This window comes from Vibrio sp. ECSMB14106 (assembly GCF_000972265.1).
In the GTDB taxonomy this organism is placed as follows: Bacteria; Pseudomonadota; Gammaproteobacteria; order Enterobacterales; family Vibrionaceae; genus Vibrio; species Vibrio kanaloae.
In genome coordinates this window covers 13,016-34,661 of the sequence record NZ_LAUM01000037.1, presented here as the reverse complement: position 1 = coordinate 34,661, position 21,646 = coordinate 13,016, and the positions used below count along the sequence as shown (strand labels likewise).

The following is a 21,646-nucleotide window of genomic DNA, read 5'->3' as shown; positions in this document are numbered from 1 at the left end:
AAGGCTTTCTAGTAATACACGGTAGACTCACTACCCATTACACGACGATATAAGTATTAAGACGACAATATGCACTCACCAAAACCAACGCACGCCTCAGAAAAAAGCCACAACCCTGAGCATTGCTTCACTCGCTTTCAACAGCCGATCGAGTCATATTCGTTGCCTGAGCGTTTCACGTTCCCATTCTATTACGAACCACACCCACTGTGTGAAATCGCCTCTCACCAACTTCAACAATATCTAGAAACTCAAACCGATTGGCAGCATGATTTCGGGCTAGATTCTGACGATGGTCGCGGCAAAATGTTTGGTGTGTTACTGGTGAAAAGTCCTGAAGGTGAATTGGGTTACTTCTCTGCTTTCTCTGGGAAAATCGCCGACCAAAACCTACTGCCTCACTTTGTTCCACCTGTATTCGACATGCTAAGCAGCGACAGCTTTTTCCATCAAGATACGGCCGATATGATGGCTGTAAATGCTGAGTTTAAAGCGCTGCAAGCAAATACTGAATACCTTGAATTGTGCAAGCAACTGGCGCAGCAAAAAGCGCAAGCTGAGCAAGAGATTGAAGCTCAGCGCCTATTGATTATTGAAGGTCGAAAAACGCGTAAAGAACAACGCGAACAAGGTAAAGAAAACCTTGATGATCAAGCTTTCGAACAGCTAAATAACGAGCTAAACAAAGCCAGTGTTGCCGACAAGAACCAGCAGAAGTACCTAAAACTCAACTGGGAACAAACCCTGCAAGTGTTGCAGGCTAAAGTTGATGTGTTCACCACTCAACTAGCTGAGCTCAAAGAACAAAGAGCACACCTTTCTCATCAGCTTCAACACAAGTTATTTTCACAATACGCTTTCCAAAATGCGGAAGGTAATGTCGAAGATCTAAACCAAATTTTTGAAAACACGCCGAATAAGATCCCACCTGCCGGGTCTGGCGAATGTGCCGCGCCAAAGCTTCTGCAATACGCATACTTGAATGGTTATACGCCACTGGCGCTGGCTGAATTCTGGTGGGGTCGCTCACCAAAATCGGAAATCCGCAAACACAAAAAATACTACGCCTCTTGCCAAAGCAAATGTGTTCCAATTTTAGGCCACATGATGAAAGGCCTAGAAGTCGATCCAAACCCACTATTAGAAAACCCAGCAGAAGGCAAAGAGCTGGATATTCTGTTCCAAGACGAGCACATCGTTGTGGTACACAAGCCAGCCGGTTTTCTATCTGTACCGGGCAAAACGATCAAAGATTCGGCCTACACTCGTGTTCAAGAAATGCACCCCGATGTTGAAGGGCCATTTGTTATTCACCGTTTAGACATGGCGACCTCTGGTATTCTGATATTTGCCCTCACACGACGTGCGAACAAAAGCTTGCAGAAGCAGTTCATTACTCGTGAAGTCGAGAAGCGATATGTAGCAATGATTGAAGGCGTTCTGGCAGAAGATGAAGGTTATGTTCGCTTGCCATTGCGCGGCGATTTGTACGATCGTCCTCGTCAGATTGTCTGCTTCGAACACGGCAAGCCAGCTGAAACCAAATGGGAAGTGATTGAGCGAAACCAAGACACAACCAAGGTTTATCTGCACCCGAAAACTGGCCGTACACACCAATTACGCGTTCACTGTTCACACGAAGAAGGGCTTAACATGCCTATCGTTGGTGACGGCTTGTATGGCAATAAAGCTGACCGATTACACCTACATGCTGAAAGGTTAGCGCTGCATCACCCGGTCACCAAAGAGTGGATGGAGTTCCAGTTCGACGCTGAGTTCTAAGGGTTCTCGTTAATACTAAGCTTTAATTGAGAGCCACACCGTTTGTGGCTCTCCTTCTCACGCTCTCCACCATTCTCACGCCCTTATTTCTCCTACCTCTTTCGGATATATCGCCACGCTTATTGCACTACATCAAGGTTCACTTTTTCGTGAAGAGTAGGATGCTCCTCTTCTTCTTTCCTTGAGGCCTTTGGTATGTCATCAACTGCTTTGAATTTACAATCCAACACACAAACCCCTTCAGTGACCGCGCCTCAAGCACTAAGCTTGAAACCACTCACCAACAAGAAGCCAGACTTAAACTCGGCAATGATGAACCTCATTGAAGAAGTGAAAAATGAGCTCCCTCTGTACGAGTCGGAGACGTTCATTTGTGGGCCAAAAGGAAATTGCTCCGGTTGCTCTAAGAAATTATTGGAGATGGTCGACAGTGAGTTGATGTATTGGGAACACAATATTTCAATCGGACAAGGGCCAAACTTCGAAGAACTGCGTCGTTTTGGTAAACTATGCAGCAGCGTAAGACGCGGCTTAGAACGCAATGGCTTGGTAGAAAGCGTCCGAGAGGTAAGTAACAGCGTTCTCGTTAGAGGTAATCCAGCAAGGCTATATTGAGAGTCATACAAAAAGCCACTCATATCGCTATGAATGGCTTTGCCTTTGCTAAGCTATATTTAGCTCTACATCAGTTACCGAAAAGAGATCAGTACTTAACTTGGTAATTCAAAGTATAAGTACGACCACGGCCTTTGTAATCGTAAGCTGCAGCATCGTAGTGAGACGAGTATACAATTTGTGCGCGCTGACCCCAGATCGTTGTGTAGTCTTCGTTAAGTAAGTTTTGGATACCAAAACCTAAGCTACCGACAGGTAATTGGTAAGAGCCCACAAGATCAAACACAGTGTAACCATCCAGTTTGTTTTGAGAGTCATCTTCGTAATCAAACATAGTTTGGCTTTGAAGTTTAAGCGCGAGCTCTGAATCATACCAACCAGCCCATGCTGTTGCTTTTGACGTGCTCGCTTCTCCAGCAGTCATATCTTTCCAACCATCGTCGCCTTTCACTTCTGAAACAACGTAGTGACCTGAAGCCCCCAGTTGAACGTTGTCATGTACCCAGTAAGACGCCATCGCTTCTAAACCGTAAACACGCTTTTTATCATCCAACTCTTCAATAAGCAGTGTCTGCTTGTTGTATTTAACCGCTTTATCCGAGTGAGAGTAATACGCTGCAGTTTGAAGATTCAAATCACCGTTATCTAAGCGATAACCAAGTTCAACACTATTGGTTTTGATGCCCGACATTTTTGAGTTGTTAACATTAATACTGTCGTTTAATTGCCAGTTATCACCAACCAACGTGTAGTCACCTTGGCCGTAGTATTTCGCAGGATCCGCAAGGTCAAAACCTTGAGAGAAGTTAGTCCAGATTTGAGACTCATCATTGAGGTGATAGATCGTACCCAAGTTAAACAACCCAACACTGTAATTCGTTTCACCACCCGGTACTGAGTCGGCTGATGTTCCGTTGCCTTTAGCTATCTGACCCTGTTGCTTATATCCAACAAAATCGTCAATCTTATTGACCATATATTGATAACGGAAACCACCTTCGACACTCCAAGCATCAGTAATCGAATACCCGGCTTGCACAAAGCCCGCTACAGAACCAACCTCAACGCCAGGATAACGACCTATTTCAGCGTAAGTTTGGTTAACTAGATTACCAGAATTATTGGCTATCGTTGGATCATAAAGTGCTTGGTTGCTCTCTAAGGTATCTTGATAAGCATCAATACCATAAACGATGTTAAACTTGTTAAAACTCTTCGCTAAGGCTGTTTTTAAAGAGAAAACATCCGTTATTTGTTGACCTGAAGATTGATAATAAGGCGTGTAGGTCTGATCTTCTTTACGGTAAGACGCTTCAGCAATAAGTTGATGCCCTAAGAACTGGTCATCAACGTAAGACGCACTTAACATCATACGCTCGGTGCCATGTTCACGGTCAGAATAAAAACCTTTTCTCACATCCACAAATTTATTGTTAACGATGTAAAGTCCATAAGGTGAATCTTGTTGGCTGTCGTAGTATTGAGCTAACAAGTTCAGCTTCTTCGTCTCAGAGATATTCACACCAACTGTCGTCAAAAAATCAACCGTTTGGTTAAACTGTAACGAACCCTGAGAAATATCAGGCGTTACGATGTCGCCGTCAGCATCAAAGAAACCCTGGGTTTCGGTATAAACCACAGATGCACGAGCAGTAACCTTATCGTTACCACCAGAAATTGATTGACCCACTTTGTAATCAAAGTCTTCACCTGAATTAAAGCCTGATGAACCTCCCACATACGATTCAAACTCTAGCGCTTCACCGTCCGCTTTTTTGGTGATGATGTTGATTACACCACCAGACGCACCCGCACCATAGATCGAAGTGGCACCCGACAACACTTCAATACGATCAATGTTAAACGGGTCGATCGAATCTAAGTGACGACTGATTGGACGTGAAGATTGTAAAGATACACCATCAATCATCACGAGCATCTTACGTCCACGTAAGTTCTGACCATAGTTAGTACGAGCACCACTGCTAACGTCTAACGACGGGATAGTTGCCGAGAGAATCTCGCCAAGTGACTTACCACCACGAAACTCCTGCTCAATTTGCGCCGAATCGATATACCAAACAGTGCCTGGTATATCACTGATCGCTTTAGGAGTGCGACTTGAAACAACGACCATTTTTTCTTCAGTTGTTGTTTGTTGAGCTTGGGCTGGGAATATTGTGCTTGCAGCGGCAACCGCTAAAGCAACAGTCGATAGTGGAAAACTTCCTTTTTTAACGTTCATTTTATTCTCTATTTTTATGGAGAGAAGGCTCCAAAAACCATCAAGGCTTATGTGATGTCCTTCATTATTACTTTGCTAAATAAACCAATGTCATCATCACCCATCAAGAGGTTCACACATGGCTTAAATTCTTAAATCATGGCTTAAGCAGACAAGACAATACCAATTGTCCAAAACAACAAAGCCATTACGTATCAAATGCACTATTTAATAGAGCTCAATTCGGACAATGTGGAAGGGCTCGGTCGATCAGGTCTTCAAGAGATAAAGCGTGATACGAGTCTTCTGTAAGGAGCAATGCAGGTAGGTCATATTCATGACTGCCAAGTTCAGAGTGATAGCTTAGAGGGATTTGAATCACTCTATTTTCTGATAAGGACAGCTGGAAAATGTACCGGCCTTCAGAACGTTGAATTTGAATGAACTGACTTTCGCGGGCGAGAGAGTTGAGAAAACAAGCAATGGACGGGTCATTACCTCGGACCTGTTTGTTTGAACTCTCGAGATTGAGCCGATCGTTTTTACGATTCATATTATTTCTCGAACTATTATTACCAAACCAATATAGAGAATGCTAATTATTATCATTTGTATAATCAACCAATTTTTTAATAATTAACAAAAATAAATAACAAACCTACAAATATTAATTCTATCAATAACATACCGACAAATAAAAAGGCCAGAGCACTCGAATTTTCAGTACTCTGGCCTCTATAACGACGTACAGATCGACTGCAAATATCGTATTAATTCCTGTTAAAACTGAAGGGTTCTCTTATTAACGTCTCATTAAATACAGGAAGTAACCTCCACCTATTAATGAAGCCAATAAACCAGCAGGGAATTGCCAAGGGAACCACAAAGTTCGACCTAACCAATCGGCAATGACCATAACAATTGCCCCCAATAATGCAGCGGTCAACATTTGTGGTACGGCACGATATTGGTGCAGAGAGCGAGCCATATGCGGTGCAAGTAGGCCAATAAAGCTCAATGGCCCTATTACGATGGTACACAACGTCGTTAAAGCCGCGACCAAAAGAAGTAAGACTAAACGTACCGTGGTGGCGCTCACACCAATGCTATTAGCCGTTACCTCCCCTAAACTGATGATCTCTATCCAACGATTGAGTGCTAATGCAAAAGCTCCGACTAAACCAACGCCACTCAATAGTAAGACGATATCTTGAGTAGCCACCAGATAAGTTGAACCCGATAGCCACGTAAGGAGTGCCGTTGCATTTTCATTCCCGGAACTCATTGCAATACGTAGCAAGGCATCAAGCCCTGCGCTCAATGCAATGCCAGTGAGTAAAGTTTGCGCGGGAGCAAAGTTGTGTTTTCGTCCCACCAACCACACTAATACTGTCACCGATACAGCACCTAGAGTCCCAAGAGCCATTTGTTGCTCTCGTTCAATCGCTACCCCCGTTAAAGTCCCGAGTACTAAAGCAAGAGCCGCACCAGAGCTGATCCCCAATACTTCGGGACTTGCCATTGGATTGTTTGAAATTCGTTGAATAATAGTGCCCGCAACGGCGAGTCCTATCCCTGCAATTAACGCAACCAATACCCGTGGCGCACGCAGTCGCAATAAGGATTGATTGAAACTCAATGTCCAACCAAACTGATCTCGCCCAACAACAACAGCGAGTAAAGCAGCGATTAACAACACGCCAAACATGATCACAATGATCTTTTTCGTATTTACGTGCTTATAGCGTTCCGCCTGCTCACTACGCGCTTTTAATTCTGAAGGTAACTTGGCCCTTTGTAGTAACCAAAGCAAAAATGGCGCCCCAATCAATGCTGTCATGGCACCGGTAGGAAGCAGCTCTCCCCCAACGCCTGAAAAAGGCTGAATAACTAAATCAACAATCAATAGCATTAGGCTACCGACCCACCCACTCACCACAATCTGATGCCTTAACGATCTCGCACCAAGCATCCTCGCTATGGCGGGAGCAACGATACCAACAAACCCAATGAGCCCTACTTCACTGACTACCGCAGCGGTGATAAAAATAGCCAAAGACAAACACAACAGCTTGACGTGTTTAATGTTAATGCCAAGCGAGGTCGCAACATTATCGCCAAACTGCAGCGCAGACAGTGGTCGATGAAGAAGTAGTAACAAAAAGGTTGGGAAGGAAATCAAAGGAATCAGTGTCTGAGCACTCGACCAATCATTTTGATTAAGTACACCTGAACCCCACACAAAAATACTGGTAAGTCTTTGTTCGTTTAGCATCAGTAGCATGGTATTCACTGATCCCAAGAACAAGCTAACCACCATACCTGCCAGCACTAAGTGTAAAGGTGAGAAACCTCTGGCAGCACTAAGAGAAAAAACCAGCGCCGTCGCTAAACAGCCACCAATAAAGGCAGGAATAAATGCTGGTATGGCTAAGCCAACAGGCAGAAACAGTATTCCGAGAACCATGCCTAATTCTGCTCCCGCCGCAACCCCTAATGTAGTGGGTGATGCGATAGGGTTTCGCAGCACAAACTGCATCACAGAGCCCGCAACAGCAAGACCAAAACCACATGCTAATGCGACCACTAGTCTAGGCAGGTAAGTTAGCCGGGTAATCAAGTGCTGATAATTCGACGCATCAAAGTGGAATAACGTATCCCAAATCAGTTCAACACCTTTAGAGTATGGTGCAGTCACTTGCAGTAACATACCGATCACTATGATTACCGAAAGGAGCAATATCGTCATTTTCCAATTAACGCGCTCCACAGACCGATTAGGAAGCTTAATGGCGGTATTTGTCATTGTTTATTCATGCTATCGCTAATATGGAAACTAAAACGTTGCGCAGCAATAAGCCCGCCGAACGTCCAAATCGCAGGGAGTTCATGAACAGAGTCGGTGCGAGTGAACTCCATGACTTGCCAAAGGGGTGAGCGAGAGAGCTGTATTAATTCTTGTTCCTTAAGAGGTCCAAGCAACATGACATTGGTATGCTGGTGCTCTGCTAACTTCTCAGTTCCTACCGTAGAGAACCCCCAAAGATTCGTTTGCGCTTGCCAGTCATTACGCAACCCCATAGCATCAAGCGTTGATTGTGCAAGCGAACCCTGTCCATGAACCCGCAGGGTTTTGTCGTTAATAAATCGAGCAAAAATAAAAGGCTTACTTCCCTTGTTCGCGGCTCTTACTTTCGCTCCGTTCTCTGCCAATACACGTTTAGTCTGTTGAATCACATACTCTGCTTGTCGCTCTTTGCCGAACAACTTACCTAAAGACACCGTCACGGATTCCGCCGACTCAAGAGGTTGTTTATCTTCGCTATAAACGCTGAAAACCACGACAGGAGCAATTTGATTGAGCCGCTCGTAAGCTGCCGCCATGTGTTTACTGATCAAGATGACATCGGGCTTTAACGTAGTAAGCAGCTCTAAATTAGGCTCACGCCGAGAACCTACGTTGGTGGCATTTGAGTTCAGAACTGGCTCCACGACCCACTGCTTATAACCATCAATATCCGCCACGCCTTCAAGTTCAACCCCCAAACTCAAGACGGTCTCTGTTAATGCCCAATCTAAAGCGACCACTTTTTCAGGGACGGAATCAAAAGAGGCAACACCCATTTCATGTTTAAGGTCCATAGCGTTAGTCGCAAACGCTAGAAACATAGAAAACATCATCACAAACTGTTTCACAACTGAATCCTATTGATTTTAATTAAGGGATATAACTGATTTGTTGACCCGTTTCTGGGTGCTGGAATAAGGCGAGATCAATTCCATAGATCTGCATTAACGTCTCGCGGGTCATAAATTCTTGAGGAACCCCTGAGGCTATAACCTTACCGGAAGAAAGCGCTATCAGGTGGTCACTGAATTTAGCCGCCATGTTGACGTCGTGTAAAACCATGATAACCGTCAGGCCAATAGTACGGTTGAGATCGCGGATAAGAGATAGCAACTCATGTTGGTGGGCAATATCTAGTGCAGACGTCGGCTCATCGAGCAAAATACATTGGCTTTGTTGAGCCAATAGCATCGCTATCCAAGCGCGTTGTCTTTCACCACCAGATAAAGTCGCCACAAATCGATCTCGGAAGGCATTTAATCCAACTCTATCAATAGCATCATCCACAATCGCATAGTCTTTTTTGCTGTAGCGACCAAAGGCGCCTTTCCACGGGTAACGGCCAAAACAAACTAATTCTCGAACAGTGACGCCGTCAGTAATTGGTGGATGTTGAGGCAAGTAAGCCACTTGATGAGCAAATTCAAGATGATTGAACTGAGAGACTGGTGTACCTCTCAAGAGAACTTGTCCTTGAGTAGGAGCATTTTGGCGGCTCAACAATTTCATCAGCGTCGACTTACCACAGCCATTGTGCCCTAGCAGCGTAGTGATTTGACCGGGTTCAAAAGTTAAGCTCGTGGCGGAAAGAATAGGGTTGCCGTCGATTTCAAACGACGCATCGACAAGTCGGTACATAATTAAATACGCAGTTGTGTTATTAGCTACAAGCCGTTAATCTTATCACAACAAAATAACAATGATAATTATTATCACAATGAACAGTTTTATCATTAACAATACTATTCATTGTCGTCCTCACCATCGCCACAAGTACCTCAAGATATGTCAGGAACAAATAGTAAACGCGTTCAATTAGCCACTATAAGTTTGGCCGCAGCTCTCATGGGCATTGGGCAAAATGGATTGTTGGTCTCGCTACCCTTCTTGGTAGAACAATCCGCATTTGGGCTGTCAGCATGGTCTATTTTGATAGCCACTGGTAGCTTTCTATTTTTGCCATCCGCTCCTTTCTGGGGGAGGTACAGTGATAAACACGGGCCTAAAAAAGTAGTTATTCAGGCTCTGATTGGCATGGCAATTAGCTTCTCATTTCTGGCTTTATTTGCGATTTTGAGTAAAGGTGAGGATTCTTACATACCGTTCTATTTCACTGGGCTACTAGTGGCTCGCATTATATACGGCTGCACTGTTTCAGGAATGGTGCCGGCAAGCCAACATTGGGCTATTATCTTATGCGGCAAGGAAAATCGACTTCAAGCCATCACATCAGTCAGCATAGGGTTAAGCTCAGGCCGCTTAGTCGGACCACTTATCTCAATATTGGCATTAAAGTTATCCCCTTTTGCGCCATTGATGATCATGGTTACGCTTCCTTGTATCGCTCTGATGGGAGCTATAAATCTTCCGATTCCAAACCAACCTCAACAGGAAACCAACAACAAAAGCCCACAGCCCTGGTTACCCAATCCAAGGCTATATCCATACCTAATGAGTGGATTATTCTTGTGTGCTGCCATTGCTTTACTTCAATATAGCTTCTCGCCTTTACTTTCTTCAATAACCGATTGGTCCACCAGCCAGATCAGTGACGGCATAGGAGCATTGCTGACCATCAGTGCTGCGTGCACGTTCGGTACTCAACTATTGGTAATCAAAAAGAAAAAACTCATACCACGTATCATGTATCAACTTGGCGCGTTTGCTATGGTGATGGGGTTTACTCTATTTCTCGTGACGAATATTTGGGTACTTTGCATTGCAATGGCAGTAGTCGCGAGCGGGGCCGCTTTATTGGTTCCGGCTTATACCTCTGCCGCAACAGAACAACAAAATGAAGCTCCCGGTGCGGTTGCAGGTTACCTCTCAATGGCACACACGATAGGCTATGGAGTGGCATCATTACTTGCCTTCATGGCAACCCTTTCACCCACTTATCCGATCTATTTGTGCATATTGTTTTCGGCCACGATACTCATTATCGCTTACTCTGTATCGAGGTACCGTAACACTGAGGCGGTAGAATCACCTTAGCGTTTATTGTCCGGATGCCTTGGACAATCGCGACACAATTTACGCCCTTGGCATTTGTAAACTAAGCAGCAACTGGTTCGAACCAAAACAAGCTTTTTCTCATGTTCATGATAACGAATCGAATGGATAAGTTTTTCTGGCAAAGCACAGGCATTTAGCCACAAACGAGCCTGTTCAAGTAAGTACGCCTCAGGCAGTTCAGGAGCGTACTGACTCAGTTTCACCAAACACCCAAGAATCCCATCAGCAAACAGATGATTGGTGAATCCAGGGCGAATCCGCGTCCACTCACTCATTTCCTCACGAAAATAATCAAATAATGACACTAGCTCTTGGCCTGCACGTGTAACCAACTCATCCTCTGAACCCGTGACATAAGCGGTTGAAGGGAATTGATAGCCACCAATAAAATTAGGGTGTACCTGCTGAGCCATTGAGGATAATTCAGGTAAACCGCGGCAAGAGTAAATAGAGATAAATGCAACGTAAATAGGCTGCCAGCAAAGCAGTGTCCAGGTTCGAGTCAACCAGTATGCAGCCCCTGCTTCTGGGTGTTCATTCTTAAGGTTTTCATAAAGCTCGCGCAGAGTATCTGAGCTAGGTATCTCTTTATGGATAAGCTTATCAGCGAGGTTAGCGTCAGACAGAGGAGTGATTTGACCATCTAAATAGGGAGTCACCTGTTTGGCGTGTTCAAAAAGATGTTCAAAGAAAATAGGGTCGTTCATTTTATCCGGCTATCCGTAACTACATCAGCCCGCTACCATAAATAAAGTAAAGTATTATTGCAATTAGTTCTCATTAAGATTTCAGTACGGACAGGCAACAAACATAATATATCGACAAAAAGGCTCTTGCGGAGCCTTTTAACGAAATCAATAATGACTATGCTTGAGCAACTTGGCGAGCCGAGTGTTTAATAAACACAGTAACCACAGCCACGATTGCAAGTGCAAAACAGTAGTATGAGTGCGTAATAATATCTAAAGGCGATAAGTTAAACACCGAACCGAGCAACAGCACTTGTGCACCATAAGGCAACACACCTTGAATCACACAGGAGAAGATATCCAACAAGCTTGCAGAGCGACGCGGAGATACATTGTTCTCCTCTGCCAATTGGCGGGCGACGCTACCAGAAACAATGATCGCTACCGTGTTGTTTGCAGTACATAGGTTCACCATAGATACCAAACCAGCAATACCTAACTCACTTGCACGGCCATTCGCTTGCTTAGAGTGTGAAGAACCAAACGCACGAATCACACCACTGACTAAGTTAGTCAGGAACGCCAACCCACCTTGGCGACGCATTAGCTCACTCAAACCACCAATCAGCATCGACAGTAAGAAGATCTCCTGCATATTGCCGAAGCCTGCATAGATATCTTGAGCGTAATCCGTCATACCGTAGTTCTCAACAGAACCTAGGCTCACGCCACCCGCCAGTAAGATACCAATCGTTAGCACGACAAAAACATTCATGCCCGATACCGCAAGAATTAAGATAGTGATGTAAGGCAACACTTTCAGCCACTCGATTGGACCTGTTTCAGGAACCTGAGTTGCCGTGCTATTGAAAGCAAAGATAACAATCGCGATAAGAGCAGCAGGCAGTGCAATACGGATATTCTCTTTAAACTTATCTCTCATCTCACAACCTTGCGAACGTGTCGCGGCAATTGTGGTATCAGAGATGATAGACAGGTTGTCACCAAACATAGCACCACTCAAAACAACGCCGGCAGTCAGTGGAATGCTCATGCCTGCTGAATCTGCAATGCCTAACGCCACTGGTGCAACGGCAGCAATGGTCCCCATTGAAGTACCCATTGCTGTCGCGATGAAAGCTGAAATCAGGAAGATACCAGGCAGAATCATGCTCGTAGGAATAGCCGATAGACCAAGGTTTACCGTCGCATCGACGCCACCAGAGGCTTTAGCCACGGCCGCAAAAGCCCCCGCCAATAGGTAGATCATGCACATTGCGATAATGTCTTTGTGACCTACTCCACCTAAGAATTGTTCGATAGCACGGTTCAATTTATCCTTGCTTAACAACAACGCCAGCATCACAGCAGGCAAAGCCGCAATCGGAGCTGGAAGCTGATAGAAAGCAAAATCGACGCCTTGCAGTGACAAGTACGTACCTACGCCAATAAACAGCGCTAGGAACACAATCAGAGGGATAAGCGCAACTGCAGAAGGTGCAATTACAGCATTAGAATTTTTTGAATTGGACATGGAACATCAACGCAATAAAACAAGAAGAGGAGCAGACTAATGTCACACTTAGATCTTGTCAACGTCTAGACGTCTAAATGTCTAATTTAATGTAAAGTAATAAGCACATTATTGAACATCACATAATAAAAAGCGGTGACTGATCCGTAAACAGCCTCAAAAACAGATCATGCAGTGAACTTTAACGCTTACGCTTAAGCATCATTAGTATTCGCCAGTATCGAAGGTTGTAAGATAGCCTAGAGCGCTAGACAACGAAACAATAGTAAGTATTCAAGCGCTAATTTTTAAATACTCACGTTCTAAAGCCACCACTTATCTAGTTCAGTTATCAATTCAAATGTTGCCATCAGCACCTACCACTAATCGGCTGACCATACGTTTTTGAATTCTGGCCATCCCCAGTTAGTGATAGCGACATTTTTCAAAATCCCTTGGAAACGCACAGTTTGCAAGTGATGAAACATTGGCACCAACCAATAATCAGAAATCAACGTGGACGCGATAGGTTCCAACTCTGCTAAGTAGTCAGGCAGTTCAACGGAGGCTTTGTGATGATCCAAACGCTGTTTCAGCCAGTTGCTGTTCATCCCCCCTAGTGCGGAATGCAACACGGGATCATTCATCAACCACGAGAACAAAGAGGAAGGTGTGTTGTCATCTAAGTTCAGATTACACAACACCAAATCCTCCTTTAGCTCGCCACTCTGAGACAGCTGCGCCAATTCTCTAAAACTGTAGGTATTCACCTCAACATCAACGCCGTATCTTTTTAGTATGTCTGATACGCAAATAGCACATCGGTATAGCGCATAGTAGTCGTAAACCGCGATAGTCATCTTTTGAGGAAGTTGAGCTTCCTTTGAAGGCGTTCGATATAACCTTTGCCAACTTGGCAGTATATTTTGAGCCAAAGATACACTAAACAACCCTTGATTCTGTTCTAATTGAGACAAAATAGCTTGTGGGTTTGCGATCCCTGAGAGGTACTTACGCTGCTCATTATTTAGTGGCTTAACTGCTGAGTTCTGATTAAATAGGATAAATAAACACCCGTCCTCGACTCGGCTACGAAGGCCGTCACTCTCTGCAGACACCAATTCCGTATCGCTTTTCCCCAATTGATGAAAACAGGACGAGTCTTGATAAGGCGAAACCTGCATTTGGCTATCATCAAAGCGTGCGCTCCCCGTCATCGATTCTTCAAATTGCCAAATGGTGACCTCATCGGTTAACGATCGGCAGCCATAGTAATGTTCGAATGCAGCTAGTTTTAGGCGCTCGTTATTACTTTCCACCACTTTGAAAGGGCCAGTTCCAATCACAGCATGAGACATAGACCCTAATGGCGTCGGTTTACGGGCGACTTGAGCTGCTGGTTGAATCGAATACTTAACGCCAGCAAGCAAACCTGCAAACCCAGTGTCTGCTTTAGTTAACTGAAAGCTGATTCTCAATGGTTGATCGCTGTATACAGAAGCAACATGAGCTAACTCTGTCTGATAAAAAGGTAAGGTTTGTAGGGCAGAAAACAAAGATACAAGTTGCTTCGCATCGACTGGGTGTCCATCGTGAAAGCTAAGGCCAGGACGTAAATAAAAGGTCCAAGTTAATTTTTCAGAATCATACACCCAATGATGAGCCAACTCAGGCTTTAACTCGCCTTTGCCATTACAAGTGACGAGGCAGCTAAATACTTGCCTGATCAAAAATCGTTCACTACTGCGATGAATATGATGTGGGAACAAATCCTCAAACTTACGTTTGTAAGTCAATTGAACATGCAGTAGCCCTTCACGAATCGTTGCACCAGATGTTTTTTGGAGTAGAGACCCAAATATTGCACGGTCATTTTCCAAAATAGAAAGTGCTTTTTCGTATTTGCCTTGCTCTATCAGTTTACTGGCAACATGTTGAGTCAACTCTTGATTGCTAAAACACAAGGTCAGGTTAGATCGTTGATTCCTGCCGACTTTTGGCTCCCACACCACCCATTCAGCGTGATGCATTTTACCTAGCAAGGTTCGAGCATGGCGCAAACTAGTAAACAATTTGTCTGCAACCTCAGTTAAAGTCACCGAATGTGAGATATTAGGCTCGAACGAATTCAACCTTGTGTAGTAGCGCATCATGTTTAGATCAGACAAATAATGAACCTTTTTATAAACAACCCTTCCTGATTAAGCCCATTATAAAACACATCAGACCAAAAGTAGTGATAAAGGAACAAAACAGGAACAGATTGTTAAAAGTCTATCTGTTTATTAGTTCCTATTAAATAACCATACTTAATGAGTCAGCAAGGAACCCCGCATTACCGCCAAAGCCTAATACAAGAGAAGTAATCCCCATGAGAAAATACTATCTTAATAAGCTAAAAAATACGTCTAGCAAGCTCGAGAGAGAAGCACTGAGAACACTTATAGAGCTATGTAACTGGCGTTATTAGTACACATTTAGCACCGAGTTTACGCGAGTTGAGTACCACTTAATATGCTCCACCCCCAACATGAGTTAGGTCTCAACTCGCTTTTTCCTTCCAAATACCTTTTCAACCCCACCGTACCAGTAACTCATTCGCTCGATAAACTTACGTTGTCGACTCGACAAATTTAATTCATTTTCTTAGTTAAACGAAAAGCCTTAAGGTTCGCTCCAAAGCAAGGAGCCTCAGAAAAACTGAAAGCTCAGAGAACAACTCATTTATTTGCAGTTACCAATCAGGTATTAACTAAGGAAACGCCATGCGTATCGCAATTCTTTCTCGCAATGAAAACCTATACTCTACTTCTCGCTTAAAAGCGGCAGGAGAAGCTCGTGGTCACCATGTTGATGTTATCGACACGCTGCACTGTGATATAGATATCGCGAGTAACAATCCGAAGATTCGCTACATGGGTGAAGAGCTACCTCAATATGATGCTGTTATTCCACGTATTGGCGCTTCCATTACCTTTTACGGCACTGCTGTTGTGCGCCAATTCGAAATGATGGGCACTTTTTGTATCAATGAGTCAGTCGCTATTAGCCGTTCTCGCGACAAACTACGCTCACTGCAACTGCTGTCTCGTAAAGGCATTGGCTTACCAAAAACAGGGTTCGCGAGTCGCCCAGACAAGATTCAAGACTTGATCAAAAACGTAGGTGGCGCGCCACTTGTTATCAAGCTTCTTGAAGGAACTCAAGGTATCGGCGTGGTTCTAGCCGAAACAAACAAAGCAGCTGAAAGCGTCATCGAAGCATTCATGGGCTTAAAAGCGAACATCTTGGTTCAAGAGTTCATAGAAGAAGCAAACGGCGCAGACATCCGTTGTTTTGTTGTTGGTAACAAAGTAATTGCAGCAATGAAACGTCAAGCTGGTAAGGGGGAATTCCGCTCTAACCTGCACCGTGGTGGTACGGCTCAACTGGTAAAACTCACCAAAGAAGAGCGTGCTACAGCAATTAATGCAGCTAAAATCATGGGGTTAAACCTATGTGGTGTCGATATTCTACAATCTAAAAATGGCCCTGTAGTAATGGAAGTTAACTCCTCCCCAGGTTTAGAAGGTATTGAGAAAGCGACTGGAAAAGATGTTGCTGACATGATTTTCGACTTTGTCGAAAAAAATGCTAAGCCCAATGCAAACCGCACTCGCGGCAAAGGCTAATTGAAAGGTAAACTATTAAAAAATCGCTTTAACCGCGATAATAACTAAATGAGCCGTAAACCAATGATTGGAAAAAACATGAATCAGAAAATGATCATAGGGAATACTGAAGCAATTTGCTTACCGGAGTTAGGGATAACTGGATTACATACGCGTGTAGATACAGGGGCTAAAACCTCTTCGCTACATGTGGATAACCTGCTCTGCAGTGAAACTGACGGTGAAAGCTACGTTGAATTTGATTTACACCCAGACATCTATCACCTTGAAGAAATAGTTCGCTGCAAAACTAAATTAAAAGCAAGTAAGCGAATCAAGTCATCAAACGGTGAAGTAGAAACTCGCTGTGTCATTGAAACTATGCTTAAAATAGGTGATCAACAATGGCTTATCGATATCACGCTGAGCAACCGTCAAGACATGACCTACATGATGCTTCTTGGTCGTCAAGGAATGAGCGACAAAGTGATTGTAGATCCAGCAGGTGAATTCCTACTGACTCGCTAATCCAAATCATCGTAACCTAATCACAGGTTATAACAAAATAAGGCCCGTCTCGTAACGGGCATTTTTGTTTACCTATTTATGTCCTACCTTTCTACAGTCAGTACTTTCGGTGTTGCGGTTTTCCACTTATTTCTAAGACTTACCATGATACTGAAAACCAAATCGCCAAATAGATAACAGTAAATTCTTCATTTTAATTTTCGTTACACGCCAATGAGTCACAGGTTTTCTTGGAGCACTCATTAGCAAATGTTCAAAAGCTGTCTGACTAAAATCCACCTGCCCTCCATGCGCCACCAGCAAAGTATCAACCTGCATGTCATAAATGCGAGATACCGACTCTCGATATTGATTCGGATGAAAGATGGGAAACGGCGGAATCAGTTTCTTTTTAACTTCCACCATTAAATCAGCCACATAAGCGACGCTATGCGAAGGACAATAAACGGACAGGTCTCTGTCGGTATGCCCTGGCGTTTCCAATACAAGCCAATCATCAAAGCCTGGAATCGTATCACCGTCCGAGAGTTTGTAGTCAGGTTTGAGCTTCCTTGAATACCACAGATTTGCTCTAGGCTTACCAAGCCTATTTGCCATCCACCTTGCAAGGGCAAGATCGGTTAGGTGCATCAATATACCATCGACTCCTTGATACCAATCCCTATCTCGGTTCGCTGCCACCAAATTACAGTTGGTCAGCTTTCTAAGCTTATGTGCTGCACCCGCGTGATCTGGATGCATGTGTGTCACGACCACTGTATGCAGGTCGTTAAATTCACGACCAAGCTCATCTTCAATGAAAGCTTTAAGATGGGGAATATCCGCTCGGCACGCGCCATCAAGTAACAGCAGCCTGTCTGGGTACTCTACGAGATACATGTCTTGGATATAACCTTTGATTGTATGAAGCTGCAAATTGTATTCCTATTCGCTGTCCCTGCCGACGGGTTAAACTTAACAATTTTGAAACAATTGTACTTATCAGAATATAGTAAATATGACTGAAATGTAATTTTTTGAATCATTGCCTACTGATAATAAAAACCTTAGCCGAATACCTCATCAATAGGTATGTGTAATAACACCCTTTACATGCAGTTGATTCTTAACACTTAAGAGCATTTATATTTTAGTAATATCGCCGTTATTAGCTATCTATAACAATACGTTTCAATCTATTATCAAACAATATTTGAAAGTATAACAAATATAGCACTGTTGAAAATTGACAACCTTCCAGTAACATTTACATCAATTACTAAGGGGAAAACAATGAAGAAAACAGTAATCAATACCGTTCTCGCGAGCGCTATTCTATCCACTTATGCGTATGCAGAAACTGAACTTACTCCAGAACAAGCTACCGTTGTTGCTACAATGACTGAACGTCCGGGCAACCCTTCCGTCACACCGGATGGACGTTTGTTATTAAGTGTTCATCCGCTTGACAACCCAACAACCAAAGTCATCGAGTTAAGCGTGGCTGGAAATCAAACGCCATATCCAACGATGAAGTATGCACAAGGTGATGATTCCCTATTTAAAGCCGTCATTGCCATTCGTACGGATGATAACGGAGTCGCGTGGATCCTAGATCTAGCAACCCATACCATTACTGGTTGGGATACTCATAAAGAGACGCTGGTCAAAACGATAAAAATACCGGCTTCCGTTTTGAAACCGACAAGCTTCCTCCAAGACTTTGCGCTAGACCAAAAAAGGCAGCGTATAATAATCGCCGATATGACTCAAAATGACCTGAAAAGTGAAGCAATTCCAGCCTTTGTAACCGTAGATCTCAAGACAGGGGAAGCAGTACGTGTGGCTGAAAATCACCCGTCGATGAAAGCCGACAGTAAAACCGGTTTTGCTTTAAACCCAATCACCATTGATCCATCTTACGAATGGGTTTATTTCGGGGCCGTCAATGGTCGCACCGTTTATAGAGTAAAAGCGAATCACTTTGACAACAACGGACAGACAGTCGCAAGCAATATAGAAAAATATGCTGATAAATCTTATTCAGATGGCATTACGGTAGACAGCGCTCAGAACGTTTATGTTACTGATATAGAAAACAATGCAATCGGTGTGTCCACCCCACAAGGATACCGAATTATTGCCACGCTATCAGACAACCAAACTTGGCCGGATGGCATGTCATTTGGCCCTGATGGTTATATTTATATAACGGTCAATCAACTTGATCGAACTGCGGCTTTAAATAACGGTACAGATACAGGGACCCGACCATTCGAAGTTGTAAAGATCAAAGCCCTCGCCACAGGATCAACGGGGCGATAATCAAACAGTAGTGAGCCGATAAATAGGCTCACTACTCACTTCTCCAATATTTTTCCTTTCTATATCCGCTGGTAAAATAAAGATATAAATCGTGACGACAAAATACGTGATTTGTTGACCTGAGTTATTAGGACTATATATGCGCCTCTAATTTATTGTCAGAGTGCTATACATGAATCAACTAATCGATGCTCTTTCTACCCATGGCTATTTTGTTTGGGATGACTTCTTAACTCACGAAGAAGTGGTGGCATTGAAGGATTGCATTCCAGAAGCCTGGAAAAAGGCTAAGATTGGCCGTAACGATGACGTAACGCAAGAATCGACTATTCGTAGTGACAAGATTCAATGGGTAAACCGCGATACAGGAGAGCCAGCCTCTCTGTTCCTAGACAAAATGGAACGAATTCGTTTAGCAGCAAACCAAGCGTTCTTTTTGGGTCTGTTCGAGTACGAAGCGCACTTTGCTAAATACGAAAAAGGCGACTTCTACCAGAAGCACTTAGACTGTTTCAAGGGCAATGAAAACCGCCGCCTGACTACTGTGTTCTATATGAATGATGAGTGGACAGAAGAAGACGCAGGTGAGTTAATCATTTACGACCTAGAGAACAATCACATCACAACCATTCCACCAAAATCCGGTCGTTTGTTAGTGTTCTTATCCGAACAGTTTCCACACGAGGTTCTAACGACAAATACCGAGCGATTCAGTATCGCAGGTTGGTTTCGTATTAACGGCGTTAAAGACAACCAACTCGACATCGCGCACTAAAATTTTACCTCTCTATCTTACTGAAAGCCTGCTCATCAAGAGGCTTTCAGTAATGAGCAAACCTTTATAGAGATACGAACGAAGTCACTATCCAAACCATCATTAACCTCCCTCTTAAATAAAATCGAAATGAATCTTTCATACCACTGAAACGATTTAGCCACGTAAGTGAAATATGCCCTGTTCAAGATAACTTCAAACGATACCCCTACCGTCTCGTTAACACTCTAGATCAAAATCTCATACGAATTTCATCCAAAAGGAAACTAAGATGAATAAGCTAATTTTAGCAGGCGTTCTTTCGGCAACAGCAGCAATGCCAGCTTTCGCAACGACTCAAGTCACTTGGTGGCACGCGATGGGCGGCCAACTTGGAGAAACCGTCAATAAAATTGCGACAGACTTTAACGCATCACAAGACGATTACGAGATCACGCCAATCTACAAGGGTTCATACACTGAGACCTTAACAGCGGGCATTGCAGCATATCGAGCAGGTGAAGCACCAAATATTCTACAAGTTTTCGATGCGGGTGCAGCAACCATCATGAACGCTAAAGGCGTCGCGAAACCCGTACAAGATATTCTGGTTGAGTCTGGCTACAGCTTTGATTCGAACGATTACCTCGCGGGGGTTCGTAATTTCTACGCTGATAACGAAGGCAAAATGGTCGGGATGCCTTTCAATAGTTCGACCCCGGTTCTGTACTACAACAAAGATCTTCTTTCCGAAGTCGGTGTCGATGCGCCCAAAACATATGAAGAGTTAGAAGTGGTGGCCAAGAAGTTGAAAGCAGAAGGTCATATTGCCTTTTCTCAATCTCTAACACCATGGATCATGTTCGAAAACTTTAAGTCACGCCATAACCTACCAGTATCAGACCAGAACAACGGCTATGACGGCTTATCGACTAAAATCATGTTCAACACCAAAGACATGATGATGCACGTTAGCAAGATGAAAGAGTGGTCAGATCTAGGTTACTACAAATATTACGGTAGCGATTGGGATGCGAACCAAACCCCTTTCGAGCGCCAAGAAGTGGCAATGTGGATGGGTTCTTCAGGCTCATTCGGCGGCTTGCGTAACCGTGTACCTTTCGAACTCGGCACCACATACCTTCCATACTGGAAATCGGTCAACCCGGATGCTGGCTTAACCTTCATTGGTGGTGCTGCTCTGTTTGCTCTCAATGGTCACAAACCGCAACAAGACAAAGGTGTCGCGGCGTTCTTTGACTATCTCACTAAGCCTGAAACTCAAGTTTACTGGCACAAAACAACTGGCTATGTACCTGTCACAACAGCCGCTTATGACTTGGCGAAAGAGTCAGGTTACTACAACGAGCAACCTGACGCCGAAGTAGGTGTTAAGCAGCTAAGCCTCAAGTCGGGTGAATGGACTAAGGGCTATCGCTTAGGTTACTACCCTCAGATTCGTGAAGTGATGCATCGCGAGTTCGATAACATCTTCGCCGACCGCTCTAGCGTCAAGAATAGCTTAGACAAAGTAGAAGATGAAAGCAGCAAGTTACTGAAACGCTTCGCTCGTACGATGAACTAATTCTGCTTTTTAACCAAAGCAGATAACTGAGCTAAAAGCTTAGCTAACCAAAGCTGTTCATTGCTCCTCACCACTTGTCACTGCGTCATTAAAAACGTAATAGCAAGGTGTGAGGAGATTCTTCACTAGCACCATTTCT

At 43.9% G+C, this 21,646-nt stretch carries 16 protein-coding genes; 8 read left to right on the top strand and 8 right to left on the bottom strand.

The window, feature by feature from the left end; translation table 11 throughout:
• Positions 1–69: 69 nt before the first annotated feature.
• Both WR49_RS18955 and WR49_RS18950 read left to right on the top strand, forming a co-directional pair.
• Positions 70–1,782: an RluA family pseudouridine synthase gene (locus WR49_RS18955; protein ID WP_046225042.1), complete on the top strand. Its 1,713-nt coding sequence runs from the start codon at positions 70–72 to the stop codon at positions 1,780–1,782.
• A gap of 195 nt (positions 1,783–1,977) precedes the next feature.
• Positions 1,978–2,397 (top strand): hypothetical protein, encoded by a 420-nt coding sequence (locus WR49_RS18950; RefSeq protein ID WP_046225041.1) that lies wholly within the window; start codon positions 1,978–1,980, stop codon positions 2,395–2,397.
• An 88-nt stretch (positions 2,398–2,485) separates the two neighbouring features.
• Here the strand turns inward: WR49_RS18950 and WR49_RS18945 are convergent, their stop codons facing one another.
• The 4 genes from WR49_RS18945 to WR49_RS18930 all read right to left on the bottom strand — a co-directional run bounded on the left by WR49_RS18945 (position 2,486) and on the right by WR49_RS18930 (position 9,107).
• Positions 2,486–4,642, bottom strand: coding sequence for a TonB-dependent receptor (locus WR49_RS18945; RefSeq protein WP_046225040.1), 2,157 nt, complete (start codon positions 4,640–4,642; stop codon positions 2,486–2,488).
• A gap of 781 nt (positions 4,643–5,423) precedes the next feature.
• Positions 5,424–7,370 carry a Fe(3+)-hydroxamate ABC transporter permease FhuB gene (fhuB, locus tag WR49_RS18940; protein WP_156155689.1) on the bottom strand — a complete coding sequence of 649 codons (1,947 nt, stop codon included), beginning with the start codon at positions 7,368–7,370 and terminating at the stop codon, positions 5,424–5,426.
• Between the two features lie 53 nt (positions 7,371–7,423).
• On the bottom strand, positions 7,424–8,317 hold the full coding sequence (locus tag WR49_RS18935; RefSeq protein WP_046225038.1) for an iron-siderophore ABC transporter substrate-binding protein: 894 nt from the start codon (positions 8,315–8,317) through the stop codon (positions 7,424–7,426).
• Positions 8,318–8,339: 22 nt separating this feature from the next.
• Positions 8,340–9,107, bottom strand: coding sequence for an ABC transporter ATP-binding protein (locus WR49_RS18930; protein ID WP_046225037.1), 768 nt, complete (start codon positions 9,105–9,107; stop codon positions 8,340–8,342).
• Between the two features lie 147 nt (positions 9,108–9,254).
• Here WR49_RS18930 and WR49_RS18925 point away from each other — a divergent pair, with 147 nt between their 5' ends.
• The gene (locus WR49_RS18925) at positions 9,255–10,463 is read left to right on the top strand and encodes an MFS transporter (RefSeq protein WP_046225036.1); all 1,209 of its coding nucleotides are present in this window, start codon (positions 9,255–9,257) and stop codon (positions 10,461–10,463) included.
• Here WR49_RS18925 and WR49_RS18920 read toward each other — a convergent pair.
• From WR49_RS18920 to WR49_RS18910, 3 genes are all read right to left on the bottom strand, one after another.
• Positions 10,460–11,191 (bottom strand): siderophore ferric iron reductase, encoded by a 732-nt coding sequence (locus WR49_RS18920; protein WP_046225035.1) that lies wholly within the window; start codon positions 11,189–11,191, stop codon positions 10,460–10,462. The two genes, WR49_RS18925 and WR49_RS18920, sit on opposite strands and share 4 nt — an antisense overlap.
• 157 nt (positions 11,192–11,348) lie before the next feature.
• The gene (locus WR49_RS18915; protein WP_046225034.1) at positions 11,349–12,707 is read right to left on the bottom strand and encodes a Na+/H+ antiporter NhaC family protein; all 1,359 of its coding nucleotides are present in this window, start codon (positions 12,705–12,707) and stop codon (positions 11,349–11,351) included.
• Positions 12,708–13,069: 362 nt separating this feature from the next.
• Positions 13,070–14,854: an SgrR family transcriptional regulator gene (locus tag WR49_RS18910; RefSeq protein WP_046225033.1), complete on the bottom strand. Its 1,785-nt coding sequence runs from the start codon at positions 14,852–14,854 to the stop codon at positions 13,070–13,072.
• A 597-nt stretch (positions 14,855–15,451) separates the two neighbouring features.
• Between WR49_RS18910 and rimK the strand changes: the two genes are divergently transcribed.
• Both rimK and WR49_RS18900 read left to right on the top strand, forming a co-directional pair.
• Positions 15,452–16,357, top strand: coding sequence for a 30S ribosomal protein S6--L-glutamate ligase (gene rimK / locus WR49_RS18905; RefSeq protein WP_017058742.1), 906 nt, complete (start codon positions 15,452–15,454; stop codon positions 16,355–16,357).
• A gap of 78 nt (positions 16,358–16,435) precedes the next feature.
• Positions 16,436–16,864 carry an ATP-dependent zinc protease family protein gene (locus WR49_RS18900; protein ID WP_046225032.1) on the top strand — a complete coding sequence of 143 codons (429 nt, stop codon included), beginning with the start codon at positions 16,436–16,438 and terminating at the stop codon, positions 16,862–16,864.
• 132 nt (positions 16,865–16,996) lie between these two features.
• Here WR49_RS18900 and WR49_RS18895 read toward each other — a convergent pair whose 3' ends face one another.
• Entirely contained in the window at positions 16,997–17,779 is a 783-nt protein-coding gene (locus WR49_RS18895) for an MBL fold metallo-hydrolase (RefSeq protein WP_017058744.1), read from the bottom strand.
• 357 nt (positions 17,780–18,136) lie between these two features.
• Here WR49_RS18895 and WR49_RS18890 point away from each other — a divergent pair, with 357 nt between their 5' ends.
• The 3 genes from WR49_RS18890 (at position 18,137) to WR49_RS18880 (ending at position 21,507) form a co-directional block, all read left to right on the top strand.
• Positions 18,137–19,168 carry an L-dopachrome tautomerase-related protein gene (locus WR49_RS18890; protein ID WP_017058745.1) on the top strand — a complete coding sequence of 344 codons (1,032 nt, stop codon included), beginning with the start codon at positions 18,137–18,139 and terminating at the stop codon, positions 19,166–19,168.
• 172 nt (positions 19,169–19,340) lie between these two features.
• Positions 19,341–19,943 (top strand): 2OG-Fe(II) oxygenase, encoded by a 603-nt coding sequence (locus WR49_RS18885; RefSeq protein ID WP_046225031.1) that lies wholly within the window; start codon positions 19,341–19,343, stop codon positions 19,941–19,943.
• Positions 19,944–20,214: 271 nt separating this feature from the next.
• Entirely contained in the window at positions 20,215–21,507 is a 1,293-nt protein-coding gene (locus tag WR49_RS18880) for an extracellular solute-binding protein (RefSeq protein ID WP_046225030.1), read from the top strand.
• Positions 21,508–21,646: the final 139 nt, after the last annotated feature.